The following is a 13,157-nucleotide window of genomic DNA, read 5'->3' as shown; positions in this document are numbered from 1 at the left end:
AAACCTGCTGGTCAGAGCACGACCTTTCGCCTTGGCGGCGAAACCCCGCTCCCTAACCTGCTCCGCAGGAGTCCGTTTCCTCACCGCCCTGAAGGACTCTGCTGAGGAATGCGTGATTCGGGCGTGGTCGTGTCGTTGGTCTTCCTGATCGGTTCGGTCGGTGAAGAGGGTAGGGCGGATGTCGTTGGAGTCGCGATCGGATGGCGGGGTGCCGCAGCTGACGGCGCGGGTGGTGCGAGCCGCGTTTCCCAAGGGGGCCCTGGCCATCCGGATCCGGGAAGCGCTGGGTCCGGTGTTCGATGACACGGCCTTCTCCGAGGCTTTCCTGGGGCGGGGGCGTCCGGCCATCTCGCCCGGAGCGTTGGCGCTGGTGTCGGTGCTCCAATACGCCGAGGGGCTGTCCGACCGGCAGGCCGCTGACCAGGTGCGGGCCCGGATGGACTGGAAGTTCCTCCTCGGGCTGGAGCTCGACGACCCGGGCTTTGACTTCACGGTCCTGGGTGACTTCCGCTCCCGCCTGATCGGCCACGGCCTGGAGGAGCGGGTCCTGGAGGTGGTTCTGGCCCGGCTGTCGGACGCCGGGCTGCTGCGTGCCGGCGGGAGGCAACGCACCGACTCCACTCACGTACTGGCCGCGGTGCGCACGCTGAACCGGATGGAATTCGTCGGCGAGACGCTGCGGGCGGCGCTGGAGGCCCTGGCCGCAGCCGCCCCCGATTGGCTGAGCCCTTTGATCGACTCCTCGTGGGTGGAACGCTATGGGGCCAAGGTCGACAACTACCGCTTCCCGAAGGGAGAGGACGTCCGCCGGGAATGGGCCGGGCAGGTAGGCCGGGACGGCTTCGCGCTCCTGGACGCCGTCGGCCAGGCCACTGCCCCGGTCTGGTTGTGTGAGATCCCGGCAGTGCAGGTCCTGCACCGCGCTTGGGAGGAGCAGTACCACCGGGACGGGCAGGGGGTGCGCTGGCGGGAGGGCAAGGACCTCCCGCCGGGCAGACGGCGGCTGGCCTCCCCCTACGACCTCGATGCGCGCTATGGCGTCAAGCGAGGGTCCGGCTGGACGGGCTACAAAGCCCACTTGACCGAGACCTGTGAGCCGGACGCGCCCCACCTGATCACGAACGTGGAGACCACGGACGCGACCGTGGACGACAACGAGATGACCCAGACCGTCCACCAGCGCCTGGGAAAGCGCCGGTTGACGCCTGACGAGCACGTGGTGGACTCCGGCTACGTCACCGCCGCCCACATCCTCACCGCCCGCAATGACCACGGCATCACCCTGCTCGGCCCGGTCGGCGCCGACACCCACCACACCAAACGCGGCGAAGCCGACGGCGCACCGGACCTGACCCAGGCGGCCTTCCACGTGGACTGGGACGCCAAGACCGTCACCTGCCCCAAGGGAGCGAGCAGCATCAGCTGGTCCGACCAGCGCAAGCCCAGCGGCACCCCTATCGCCCGGGCCCACTGTGCGCTCGCCGACTGCGGCCCATGCCTGCTGCGTCCCCGGTGCACCAAGGCCGCGAACGGCAAGTGGGGCCGCAGCCTGACCCTGCTGCCGCGCGAGCAGCAGCAGACCCTGGCCCGGCAACGTGCCGAGCAGCAGACCGCGGAATGGAAGGCCCGTTACGACGTCCGCGCCGGCATCGAGGGCACCATCTCCCAGGCAGTCCGCCGCACCCGACTGCGTCACACGCCCTACCGCGGCCAGGCCAAAACGCACCTCGCGAACGTCCTGTCCGCCACCGCCATCAACCTCATCCGCGTCGATGGCTGACTCAACAACACCCCGCTCGGCACAACCCGGCTCTCTCACCTCACCCGCCTCGACCTTGCCGCATGACCAGGCCAGGTAGCTCGAAACATGCATTCCCCAACGGAGTCCTTCAGGGCGGAGTATCCACGGAGCAATCTGATGAACGGCCCTCCGCGTTCTTGGCGACACCGCGCGCCCAGAGCACGAGGGGCAGTTGCAGCGGCAGCCGGCCGAAGGCCAGGGCCTTCTGCGGGGCGGGGCGGTGCCGCCAGTCGACGGCCATCTTCACGTTGGCGGGAAACACGCCGACGAAGAAGGCCGCCGAGGCCAGGGCTGCGGCCTTGCGGGTGCGGGGCAGTGCCACACCGGCGGCCAGCGCCAGTTCCACGGCGCCGCTGGCGTAGGTCCAGGTCCGCGGCGAGCCGGGCAGGGAGCGCGGCACCGTGTGGTCGAACTGGCGCGGGGCGGCGAAGTGGGCGGTGCCCGCGGCGGCCAGCAGGCCGGCGAGCAGCAGGGGCGAACGTTCAGACCGTGACACGGTTCCTCCTCCGGTGACCTGCCGCGCGACATTACCGGATGGTAAGTACCCTGCGGGGCATCGGGTCCCGGCGCCGGATCCGCGGGCGGATTCCGCTGTCAGGGGTGTCCGCGGGGTCCGCGTTGCCGTCGGCGGCACGGGCGAGGGAGTCATCGGCCCCGCGGTGGACGAGAGTGGCGGGCTGCCGCAGATCGTCGGGCGGCCGGAGGCCGGCGCCGCCCGCGTGCCCGGACACCGGACTCGGGGACCGGGGCGATGGGCTGCCGGCCCTCCCCGGTGAGCCCGATGCGCTCTGTGCGCGGCGGTCATCGGGGTTCGGGACACGGGTGACGGGTGCCGTGGCCCGGACTTCGGCGGCTGCCGCACCGCACGGGCGGCGTGCGAGGCCTCCGCACCCGGCCGCGCGGCCGGCTTCCCCGGCCGCATCGGCTCGGCGCCGGCCGTCTTCCGCGGCAGTGCGACCGCTGCCCGGTCCAGCGGCATCCCCGCCACGGCCCTCAGCCGCCCGTGCCGGCGCGCGCGGGAGCATCAGACGGGTGATGCGGTGGAGCGCGCTCGGTCCCGTCCACTTCCGCGGTGGCGGGGACGACGGGGAGCGGGGGGTGCGGAGCCACCCCCCGCCCTTCACCCTCTCGTCGCGTCACCCGACCGACCGACCGGGCTCCCCGCCGCCGTTCGGGCGAAACCCCGGCGGCCGGCGCGTGGCGCCCGGCGCGGGGGTTCACACCTCACCCGTGACCCTGCCCCTGATCCCACCCATGCTCGCCACATCGGGCTCTCTGCCGCCCCCGGCGGCGGACGCCCGCTGGGCCTACGAGACCAAACAGGACGGACAGCGGGCGGTGGTCTACCTCCCCGGGGACGGCACGCTCGTACTGCGGGCCCGCTCCGGCCAGGAGATCACGGGCGCCTACCCGGAGCTCAGCCCGCTGGCCACCGCCCTGGGCGCCACGCCCGCGATCCTGGACGGGGAGGTGCTCGCCCTCGACGCGGACGGCCGGGCGAGCTTCCAGCTGCTCCAGTCCCGGATGGGCCTGGCACACGCCCCCGGCAGGGCGGCCCGGCGGGCGGCGGCGGTCCCGGTCCATCTGGTGCTGTTCGACGTGATGCATCTGGACGGGCGGTCACTGATCCACCGGCCCTACGTCCGGCGCCGCGAAACCCTGCTGGACCTCCGCCTCGACGGGCCGGCCTGGTCCACCCCGGCCGCGATCGTCGGCCACGGCCCCCGAGCGCTGCGGGCCACCCTCGAGCACGGGCTCGAGGGCCTGGTCTGCAAGCGGCTGGACTCGGTGTACGAGCCGGGAGTACGGTCCCGCGCCTGGATCAAGATCCGCAACATGCGCAGCGAGGACGTCCTGGTCGGCGGCTGGCTGCCCGGCAAGGGGCGGCTGAGCGGGCTGCCCGGCGCCGTCCTGGCCGGGCAGCGGGCGGGTGGACGGCTGCGGTACGTCGGCGGCGTGGGCACCGGCTGGAGCGAGGCCGAACGGACCGAGCTCGCCGGGCTGTTGCGGGCGGCGGCCACCGACGTGTGCCCCTTCGACCCCGTGCCGTCCGTCGCGGGCGCGCGCTGGGTGGTGCCCCGGCTGGTTGGCGAGGTGCGTTACAGCACCCGCACCCGGGACGGCATGTTGCGCCAGCCGTCCTGGCTGCGCCTGCGGCCCGACCTGGCTCCCGAGGAGGCGGCGGCCGACATCCCGGACGAGATGGTGTGATCCCACGTCCGGCGGCGCACCTGTTGTCCCACGCTTCACCAGTGGTACGCCTGCACCCTCTTGGCATGTATGCGTCTAACCGGGATGCTGAACTCCCCTACCCCCCACAGCCGTTGGGCTGCGCCTGGGCCAAGAGGAGGACGCAGTGTCGTCGAGCACGTTCCGCACGCACAGCAGGAGGTGGCTGACCGGCCTGGCCGGCGCGGCCGCACTCGTCATCGCCTTCCCCGCCACCGCCTTTGCCGCTCCCCCACCCGCCCTGCCCGCCAGTGCCGACACGCTGGAGCAGACGTTCCAGCCCGCCTACGACTACGACACCGACGGCTGCTACCCCACGGCGGCGATCGGCCCGGACGGCGCCGTCAACCCCGGCCTCAAGCCGACCGGTGCCCTCAACGGCAACTGCCGCGACGCCGCGGACCTGGGCAACACCAACGGCTACGCCCGCTCCACGTGCAACAACGGCTGGTGCGCCGTGGTCTACGCCCTGTACTTCGAGAAGGACCAGGCCCTGCCGGGCACCGGTCTCGGGGGGCACCGCCACGACTGGGAACATGTCGTGGTGTGGGTACGGGACGGCGCCGCCCAGTACGTCGCCACGTCCAACCACGGCTCGTTCTCCGTCCACGCCCGGTCGGCGGTGCGCTTCGACGGCACGCATCCGAAGATCGTGTACCACAAGGACGGCATCGGCACGCACTGCTTCCGCCTCGCGAGCGCGGGCGACGAACCACCGGAGAACCACAGGGGCAGCTGGCAGTACCCGGCCCTGGTCGGCTGGAACGGCTATCCTGCGGGACTGCGCGACAAGCTCGCTTCGCACGACTTCGGCAGCGCCCACTTCGGCCTGAAGGACGGCAGCTTCGCCTCCCACCTCGCGGCCGCCAAGCCGTCGGGCATCCCGTTCGACCCCAACAGCTGACCGCGGCAGGCCCGTTGACGCCGGGCATGCCGTACGGTGTTCCCGGCACGGGAAGGGCCCTCCGAGGGTCTATCGTGTCCGGCATGCCGGTCCACGAACTGATCCGCATCGTCTCCCGCGACTCACCGATGGCGCTCGCCCAAGTGGACCGGGTCAGGGCGGAGCTGGCCACCGCCCATCCCGGTGTACGCACCGAAGTCGTGCCCGTCAGGACGACCGGGGACAGGTGGCCGGGAGCGTTGTCGAAGGTGGAAGGCAAGGGCGCGTTCACCAAGGAGGTGGACGCCGCTCTGCTCTCCGGCGAGGCGGATGTCGCCGTGCACTGCCTCAAGGACGTGCCCGCCGACCGGCCGCTTCCGGCGGGCACGGTGTTCGCCGCGTTCCTGGAGCGGGACGACGTCCGTGACGCCCTGGTGCATCCCGGCGGACTCCCCCTGGACGGACTCGCGCCCGGGACCCGGATCGGCACCTCCTCGGTGCGCCGGGCCGCCCAGCTGGCGCGCCGGGCCGCCCAGCTGGCCGCCACCCATCCACAGGTGCGGTGCGTGCCGATGCGCGGCAACGCGGGCCGGCGGCTGGAGAAGCTCGCGGCCGGGGAAGCGGACGCACTGCTGCTCGCCCTCTCCGGCCTGGAACGCATCGGCCGCACCGACGTGATCAGCCAAGTGCTCTCTCCCGAGGCCATGATGCCGCCCATCGGCGCGGGCGTCCTCGCCCTGCAGTGCCGCGAGGACGACACCGCTCTCATCGAAGCGGTCGGCGCCCTGGGCCATCCGGACACCCACCGCGAGGCCACTGCCGAACGCATGTTCCTGCATGTGCTGCAGGGGCACTGCAACAGCCCGATCGCCGGGTACGCGCGGGTGGACCGCGGCGGCGACCTCTCCCTGCGGGCCTGTGTCTTCACCCCGGACGGCAAGACCCGGCTGAACGCGCACGAGTGGGCGGGCCGGCTCGATCCGGCCACGCTCGGCACCTCGGTCGCCGTGGCCCTGCTGCATCAGGGCGCCCGTGAGATCATCGACGGCATCCCTCACTGACGTCCGCTCAGGAGGTGCCCTCCTCCGCCTGCTCCTGGAGGAAGACGCTCACCTGCTGGGCGAGGCTGTCCCGGCACGCGCCGACGGGCGTCCCCGCGGAGCCCTCCACCCCGACGCCACCCGTCCAGAGCCGGCGCCCGGCCCACTCGTCGTCGGCGCGCAGCTGCACCTGGACGTCGACCTGACTCAGAGACGCCTCGGGGCCGGCCGCGTAGAGCACAGCGGTGGCCCGGCGCAGCGGATGGACGTCGAATCCCTCAATGAACTGCGAGTTGCGCCAGTCGATGAATGCGCTCTCACCGTCGGGGCCGGTCCGAACGTCGATCTGGCCGTCCTCGAGATGGATGCAGAAAGGGCGATTCCCACGATTCTCGACGGTCACACGGACACTGAAGTACGCCAGCGACTCGGCGGCGTCGTCCCGTCCGCGCGGCGGCTCACCCGGTTCCAGACGGTGGACGCGGACCCGCAGACCGGCATGCTCGTCATACTCCTGCCAGTCCCCGACCACGTTCGGCTCGTACACGGTGCACCTTTCGACTTCTGTCCGCTGCTTCCTATCTGTGGGCTCAGCGCACTGTCAAATGGGCGGAATGCGCCGTGGTCAGGCAGTTCGCCCTAGCCGACCAGTGATCAAGCGCTGCGCTGGAGGAATCCCCCGGCCGGCCCGCCGGGGCCACCGCCGCGGCGTGCCGCACATCACGTCCTCCACCGTGATCGCAGCGCACCGCGGCAGCGGCCACGGCGCCGGACGCGGGGCGGGCCCGAGCCGCCCGCCGAGCCGGGCCCGCATTTCACGCACCGAATTCCCTTGATTCCAGAACGTACCCCTTACGGAATGCGGAGCAGGTGAATTCCGGAAGCCGTTTTGAAATGACGATGCACGGGGAATGGAATGTTCAGTGCTTCGGACAGGAGGCACGTCCGTGGGAACCGGTGCGCCGGCCCCGGGCCCGTCCGGTCCGAGTCGCCGCTTCCCACGGGGTCTGTCCATCCGGCACCCGCTCAGGGAGGTGCGCGTGATGCGTACCGTCAGTCCCAGGAAGCCGCACTCCCACGATGACGCCCCCGACACGGCCGGGGACTTCGCGCGTCTGGCCGGTCTGCCCGATGGGCCCGAGCGCCGCATGCTGCGCGACGAGCTGGTGACGGCCTGGCTGCCCATGGCAGAACGGATCGCCGTCCGGTTCCGGGGGCGTGGGGAGGCCCTGGAGGATCTGTACCAGGTGGCTGCGCTCGGTCTGGTGAAGGCCGTCGACCACTACGACCCGGCGCGCGGCAACGCCTTCGAGGCGTACGCCGTACCCACCATCACCGGTGAGATCAAACGCCATTTCCGCGACCACATGTGGACCCTCCACGTACCGCGCCGGGTCCAGGACCTGCGCAACCGCGTGCGGCACGCCGCCAAGGAACTGGCGCAGAGGACCCCGGGCCGGGCTCCCACGGTCGCCGAGATCGCCGCGTACGCCCAGCTGACCGAGGACGAGGTGCGCACCGGGACGGAGGCGCTGGAGTGCTTCTCCGCGCTGTCGCTGGAGGCGGAGATGCCGGGCACCGACGGATACGCCCTCGGGGACGCCCTCGGCGGACCGGACCCGGCCTACGACACCGTCGTCGACCGGGTGGCGGCACGGCCCTGCCTCCAGGCGCTGCCGGAGCGCGAGCGGCTCATCCTCTATCTGCGCTTCTTCAGGGGGATGACGCAGAGCGGCATCGCCGACCAGCTCGGCATCTCGCAGATGCACGTCTCCCGGCTGCTCAGCAGCTGCTTCACCCAGTTGCGCGAGGAACTGCGGTCCGAGACCGGCTGAGCGGGGGCCCGGCGCGGACGGTCAGCGCTCCGGCGGCGCGCCGGGAAGCCGGGTGGGGCCGAGCCGGCCCAGGACCTCCTCCAGCATCGTGCGCACCTCCGCCGGCAGCAGGCCGGTGCGCCCCCAGACGAGAATCATGTCGGCGACGTTGCGCAGTTTGATGTTCGTGCGCTGGGAGACCTCCTTGAGTACCGCCCAGCCCTGGTCGGGCGAGACCCGCCCGAGTGCGACGATCATGCCGATCGCCTGGTCCACCACCGCGTGCGAGACGACCGCGTCCTTCAGCTGCTGTACCTCTTCCTCCAGCTGGAGAATCCGGTCCGCGCCCCCGTCCGTGGGCATGGTCACCTCCGGGTCCGGTGTGCCGCTCTCGTGGTGCCTTCGCATAGTGCTTGAGTGCCTTCACCCAGTGTCCGATCCATCCATCGTCGCTACTGGTGCCGCCCCGTGCCACCGGGGCGGTCCGGGGGCGTGCGGGGTCACCGTTTCGGGGCCGCCGCCGGGGTACTCGGCAGGCGCCCGGGCCGGTACCCGGCGGACACTGGTGCCATCAGGGTGGCTGCCAGGCCGACGAGATCAGGACACGACTGCCATGAACCACGACATGCCCTCCCCCGCCGCGACGGAAGTCTTCTCGACGCACTCGGTGTTCGGTGCGCCCTGCTGGGTGAGCCTGACCAGCCGAGACGTGCGGACCACCGAGGAGTTCTACGGGGCGGTGCTGGGCTGGGAGTGGCGCCCGATGCGCCTGGGCGACCAGTTCCGGGTCGCGCTGGCCGACGGCCGGCCGGTGGCCGGTATCGCCGCGGTCGCGGGCATGTGGCAGATGGCGGTGGCGTGGACGCCGTACTTCGCGGTGCGCAGCGCCGACGAGGCCGCGGCACGGGTGCAGGAGCGCGGTGGCACCGCGGCGGTCGGTCCCCTCTCCCTGCCGCCCGGGCGTGCGGCTCTGCTGGCCGACCGGGACGGGGCGACGTTCGGCGTGTGGGAGGGGGAGCTGTTCACCGACTGGCCCGCCTGGCACCGGGCGCAGCCCGCGTTCTTCCGGCTGCACACCCGGGATGCCTTCGACGCCGCGATCTTCTACGGCGAGGTCTTCGACTGGGCGTCGGCCGAGGCCGGCTACTGCGAGGTCGACTACGAGGGCGAGGAAGTGGTGCTGCGCAGCGGCGGGGAGGTGGTGGCGCGCATCGAGTCGGGGGCGCTGGGATCGGCTCCCGACCCCCGGATCCGGCCCCACTGGCAGGTCCATTTCGCGGTGGAGGACGTGGCGGCCTGCGCACGCGCCGCCGAGCGGCACGGCGGCAGTGTGCTTTTCGAGGGCCCGGAGGAGGCCGTGCTCCGCGACAACGAGGGGGCCCAGTTCACGGTGACCTCACGCCGCGGGCGCTGACGCCTTCCGGGTCCGCCCTTCACGGTGACGTGCGGGACGGGCGGGACAGCAGAACCAGGCTCCGGGCGTCGACGGTGAGGGTGGTGCCGGCCTTGTGTTCCGCCTCGTCGGGAGTGCCGTCCGGGTCGGCGGTGTCGATCAGGGCCGTCCAGCGTTCGCCGTAGGAGGCGTCCGGCAGCCGGAAACCGACCGGCTCCCAGTGGCTGTTGAGGAGCAGCAGGAACGAGTCGTCGACCAGGCGCCGGCCGCGCGGGCCGGGTTCGGCGATGGCGTCGCCGTTGAGGAACACGCCGACCGAGTGGGCGTCGGAGCGCTGCCAGTCGTCGTCGGTCATCTCCTGTGCGTTCGGCAGCAGCCACACCAGGTCGGGCAGCGGCTGGTCCGCGTGCCGCACCGTCTCGCCCCGGAAGAAGTGGCGGCGGCGCAGCACCGGGTGGGTGACGCGCAGGGAGATGAGCGTACGCGTGAAGTCCAGCAGACCGCGCTGTTCCGCGGTGAGCCGCCAGTCGATCCAGCTGGTCTCGTTGTCCTGGCAGTAGGCGTTGTTGTTGCCGTGCTGGGTGCGGCCGAGTTCGTCGCCGTGGGAGAGCATCGGGATGCCCTGGGACAGCAACAGCGTGGCGAGGAAGTTGCGCTGTTGGCGGGCACGCAGTTCCAGCACGGCCGGGTCGCGGGTGGGGCCCTCGGCGCCGCAGTTCCAGGACCGGTTGCTGCTCTCGCCGTCCCGGTTGCCCTCGCCGTTGGCCTCGTTGTGCTTGTCGTTGTACGAGACGAGGTCGCGCAGGGTGAAGCCGTCGTGCGCGGTGACGAAGTTGACGCTGGCGCGGGGCCGGCGTCTGCTGTGCGCGTACAGGTCGGAGGAGCCGGTCAGCCGGGAGGCGAACTCGCCGAGCGTGTGCTCCTCCCCGCGCCAGAAGTCCCGTACGGCGTCCCGGTACAGGCCGTTCCACTCCGACCACAGCGGCGGGAAGTTGCCCACCTGGTAGCCGCCCTCGCCCACGTCCCAGGGTTCGGCGATCAGCTTGACGCGGCTGATCACCGGGTCCTGCTGGATCAGGTCGAAGAACGCCGACAGGCGGTCCACCTCGTGGAACTGCCGGGCCAGGGTGGCCGCGAGGTCGAACCGGAAACCGTCGACGTGCATCTCGGTGACCCAGTATCTGAGCGAGTCCATGATCAGTTGGAGTACGTAGGGGTGGCGCATCAGCAGGCTGTTGCCGGTGCCCGTGGTGTCGTAGTAGTGGCGCCAGTCGCCGTCCACCAGGCGGTAGTACGAGGAGTTGTCGATGCCCCGGAAGGAGAGCGTGGGACCCTTCTCGTTGCCCTCGGCGGTGTGGTTGTAGACGACGTCCAGGATCACCTCGAGCCCGGCCGCGTGCAGGCTCTTCACCATGCTCTTGAACTCGGTGACCTGCTGTCCGCGGGTGCCCCGGGCCGCATAGGCGTTGTGCGGGGCGAAGAAGCCGATGGTGTTGTAGCCCCAATAATTGGTCAGGTCACGGCCCTGCAGCACACCGTCCTGGACGAACTGGTGCACCGGCATCAGTTCGATGGCGGTGACGCCCAGCGAGGTCAGGTGCTCGACCACGGAAGGGTGCGCCAGCCCGGCGTAGGTGCCACGGAGTTCGTCGGGGACATCCGGGTGGGTGCGGGTCATTCCCCTGACGTGGGCCTCGTAGATCACCGTGTCGGAGTAGGGGCGGCAGGGCGGGGTGTCGTCGCCCCAGTCGAAGGCCGGGTCGGTCACCACGCCGAGCATGGTGTGGCCGGCGCTGTCGGCCGGGTCGGGACCGTGCGGGCTGCGCTCGTACAGGGAGGGGTGGTTGTCGATCTGACCGTCCACCGCGGTGGCGTAGGGGTCGAGGAGGAGTTTCGCCGGGTTGCAGCGGTGGCCGGCCGCCGGGGCCCACGGTCCGTGGACCCGGTAGCCGTAGCGCTGTCCGGGGCCGACGCCAGGGAGGTAGCCGTGCCAGACGAAGCCGTCGACCTCGGTGAGCCGTACGGTGGAGTGCCGGCCGGCGTCGTCTACCAGGACCAGTTCGACGCGTTCGGCGACCTCGCTGAACAGCGCGAAGTTGGTGCCCTCGCCGTCGTAGGTCGCACCCAGCGGGTAGGGGCGCCCGCTCCACGCGGGCGCCCCTTTCCGGGTCTGTCGCCGGGTCACCGGACCTCCTCCAGGAGGCCGCCCGGCGCTCGGACCCGGCCGGTGACCGTGAGAGCGCTCAGCTCGCGGGGCAGGTCCAGACCCTCGCTCTCGCGCGGGTCGGGCGCGGTCGGCACGAGTGGGACGCGCTCGCCCGCGCGGGCGCGTTGCGAGAACCAGATGACCTTGCTGCCGGTCTCGGTGGCGCAGCAGCCCCAGCCGTCGCTGCTCGCCGCGATGTGCTCGAGACAGCCGCGCAGCTCCTGGTCGGGGCGCAGGGCGCGGTCGTGGTCCCCGATGGCCGTGATGAGGTGCTGGCCGTTCCACCACATCTCGATCGACGTGTTCTTGTCGGTGGCGTGCTCGTCGATGGCGCGCAGCAGCATCTCGGCGCCGCCGCAGACGGGTTCCATCAGGTTCTCCAGGTCCCAGAACCGAAGGTGAGCGGCCAGTATGCGACTGACCTGTCCCACCTTCTCCGGGCTGACTTCCACGTCGAGGTGGTAGTAGCAGGGCACTGCGGTCTTCATGGTCGTTGGCTCCTCACCGCGAAGCTCCCGTTCTTCCTCGCCCCTGCGGGACGAGCCCCCGGGCACGGAACGTGAGCGGGTATCGCTTCTGAGTCACCTTCAGAGTGAGGGGGTTGGTCCATTCGTGCAACACGAGCGCACGACTGAGCCGCACGGGCCGACAGCTGAGCGCGGGACGGGCGGGACGCGGCCCACCCAGAGTCATTGAAAACCCAACAAGACGTTGGGTTATCACCCGTGCACCATGTGTGAAGACCTCGATCGCCGTTACGGGTCCGTGCATCTGTGCGTACGGTCCCGCCCGACCGTCGGGACAACGCGCCCGGAATCGAGCCCCGGAAAGGTGAACGGCGCATGCTGCTACCCGCCAAAGCCGAAGTTTCCCGGCAGTTGCGTCGCTACCGGGCCTGGGAACGCGTGATGCTGGCGGCCCCCACCGACCACACGGTGCGGGCCACCTTCGAGGACTCCGGCTACACCCTCTGTGTGCTGATGGGCAAGCGCTGCGCGCGGGAGGCGGCGGACGCCGCCGAACGGTACCTGCGCACCACCGTCGTCACCTACTTGCAGGAACAGAAGGACCGGCCCCGTCCGGCCGCCACGGCTCGACGGGGCCCGCCGGCCGTCGAGCGGCGCTCCCCGGCGGGAAGGCAATGACCTTCCCGCCGCTGTTTGGTCCCACGCCCGGGCGCCGGCCCGGGCGCCGAGCACGGCGGAGGTGCGAAGACCCATGAAGACGACCCGGACCATCGGTCGTGTCCCGGTACGGGACGTCCGGCCGTCCGTCGACTGCGGCAGGCGGCCGGCGAAGGCCGTCGTGGGCGAGACGTTCGAGGTCACGGCCACCCTCTTCCGGGAGGGGCACGACGCGGTGGCCGCCAACGTGGTACTGAAGGATCCCGAGGGACGTCCGGGGCCGTTCACCCCGATGCGGGAGCTGACACCCGGCACGGACCGGTGGGGCGCCGAGGTCACCGCGCACGCCCCGGGGCAGTGGACCTATCGCGTCGAGGCCTGGGGCGACCCCGTGGCCACCTGGCGAAGGACCGCCGCCATCAAGGTTCCGGCGGGCATCGACACCGGCCTGGTCCTGGAGGAGGGCGCCGATCTCCACGAGCGAGCGGCGGCCGGGGTGCCGCGGGACGACGGCCAGGACGTCGTCCTGGCCGCGGCTGAGACCCTGCGCGACGACTCCCTGCCCTGTGCCACCCGGCTGGCGGCGGCGTTGACGCCGGAGGTGGACGCGGTGCTGGCCCGGCATCCGCTGCGGGAGCTGGTCACCAGCAGTGATCCGCTCCCCCTG

Annotated in this window: 13 protein-coding genes; 8 read left to right on the top strand and 5 right to left on the bottom strand. The window is 71.5% G+C overall.

Annotated features, from left to right (window positions below):
* Positions 1-208: 208 nt before the first annotated feature.
* A complete protein-coding gene (locus tag ACZ5C2_RS38145; RefSeq protein ID WP_468801506.1) occupies positions 209-1,780 on the top strand; it encodes an IS1182 family transposase in 1,572 nt (523 codons plus the stop codon).
* Positions 1,781-1,889: 109 nt separating this feature from the next.
* On the opposite strand, the gene ACZ5C2_RS38140 is transcribed toward ACZ5C2_RS38145, so the two are convergent.
* Positions 1,890-2,297 carry a DoxX family protein gene (locus tag ACZ5C2_RS38140; RefSeq protein WP_468801504.1) on the bottom strand — a complete coding sequence of 136 codons (408 nt, stop codon included), beginning with the start codon at positions 2,295-2,297 and terminating at the stop codon, positions 1,890-1,892.
* 734 nt (positions 2,298-3,031) lie between these two features.
* Here ACZ5C2_RS38140 and ACZ5C2_RS38135 point away from each other — a divergent pair.
* The 3 genes from ACZ5C2_RS38135 to hemC all read left to right on the top strand — a co-directional run bounded on the left by ACZ5C2_RS38135 (position 3,032) and on the right by hemC (position 5,974).
* A complete protein-coding gene (locus ACZ5C2_RS38135; RefSeq protein ID WP_468801502.1) occupies positions 3,032-4,012 on the top strand; it encodes an ATP-dependent DNA ligase in 981 nt (326 codons plus the stop codon).
* Positions 4,013-4,157: 145 nt separating this feature from the next.
* A complete protein-coding gene (locus ACZ5C2_RS38130; RefSeq protein WP_468801500.1) occupies positions 4,158-4,934 on the top strand; it encodes an NPP1 family protein in 777 nt (258 codons plus the stop codon).
* An 83-nt stretch (positions 4,935-5,017) separates the two neighbouring features.
* The gene (gene hemC, locus ACZ5C2_RS38125) at positions 5,018-5,974 is read left to right on the top strand and encodes a hydroxymethylbilane synthase (RefSeq protein ID WP_468801499.1); all 957 of its coding nucleotides are present in this window, start codon (positions 5,018-5,020) and stop codon (positions 5,972-5,974) included.
* A gap of 7 nt (positions 5,975-5,981) precedes the next feature.
* Here the strand turns inward: hemC and ACZ5C2_RS38120 are convergent, their stop codons facing one another.
* Positions 5,982-6,500: a hypothetical protein gene (locus ACZ5C2_RS38120; RefSeq protein ID WP_468801497.1), complete on the bottom strand. Its 519-nt coding sequence runs from the start codon at positions 6,498-6,500 to the stop codon at positions 5,982-5,984.
* 496 nt (positions 6,501-6,996) lie between these two features.
* Here ACZ5C2_RS38120 and ACZ5C2_RS38115 point away from each other — a divergent pair, with 496 nt between their 5' ends.
* A complete protein-coding gene (locus ACZ5C2_RS38115; RefSeq protein ID WP_468801495.1) occupies positions 6,997-7,788 on the top strand; it encodes an RNA polymerase sigma factor SigF in 792 nt (263 codons plus the stop codon).
* Between the two features lie 21 nt (positions 7,789-7,809).
* Here the strand turns inward: ACZ5C2_RS38115 and ACZ5C2_RS38110 are convergent, their stop codons facing one another.
* Positions 7,810-8,130: an ANTAR domain-containing protein gene (locus ACZ5C2_RS38110; RefSeq protein ID WP_468801508.1), complete on the bottom strand. Its 321-nt coding sequence runs from the start codon at positions 8,128-8,130 to the stop codon at positions 7,810-7,812.
* A gap of 250 nt (positions 8,131-8,380) precedes the next feature.
* On the opposite strand from ACZ5C2_RS38110, the gene ACZ5C2_RS38105 reads away from it, so the two are divergent.
* The gene (locus ACZ5C2_RS38105) at positions 8,381-9,181 is read left to right on the top strand and encodes a VOC family protein (protein ID WP_468801494.1); all 801 of its coding nucleotides are present in this window, start codon (positions 8,381-8,383) and stop codon (positions 9,179-9,181) included.
* Between the two features lie 19 nt (positions 9,182-9,200).
* Here ACZ5C2_RS38105 and glgX read toward each other — a convergent pair whose 3' ends face one another.
* Positions 9,201-11,345: a glycogen debranching protein GlgX gene (gene glgX, locus ACZ5C2_RS38100; protein WP_468801492.1), complete on the bottom strand. Its 2,145-nt coding sequence runs from the start codon at positions 11,343-11,345 to the stop codon at positions 9,201-9,203.
* A complete protein-coding gene (locus tag ACZ5C2_RS38095; RefSeq protein WP_468801490.1) occupies positions 11,342-11,854 on the bottom strand; it encodes a pep a2 in 513 nt (170 codons plus the stop codon). Before ACZ5C2_RS38095 ends, glgX begins: the two co-directional genes overlap by 4 nt.
* Positions 11,855-12,208: 354 nt before the next feature.
* Here ACZ5C2_RS38095 and ACZ5C2_RS38090 point away from each other — a divergent pair, with 354 nt between their 5' ends.
* Together ACZ5C2_RS38090 and ACZ5C2_RS38085 are read left to right on the top strand one after the other, a co-directional pair.
* On the top strand, positions 12,209-12,511 hold the full coding sequence (locus ACZ5C2_RS38090; protein WP_468801488.1) for a DUF5133 domain-containing protein: 303 nt from the start codon (positions 12,209-12,211) through the stop codon (positions 12,509-12,511).
* A gap of 73 nt (positions 12,512-12,584) precedes the next feature.
* A partial coding sequence (locus ACZ5C2_RS38085) for a maltotransferase domain-containing protein (protein WP_468801486.1) occupies positions 12,585-13,157 on the top strand: 573 nt, incomplete at its 3' end.

It is taken from the genome of Streptomyces sp. NPDC031365 (assembly GCF_055569765.1).
This window is presented reverse-complemented; position numbering and strand designations above follow the sequence as displayed.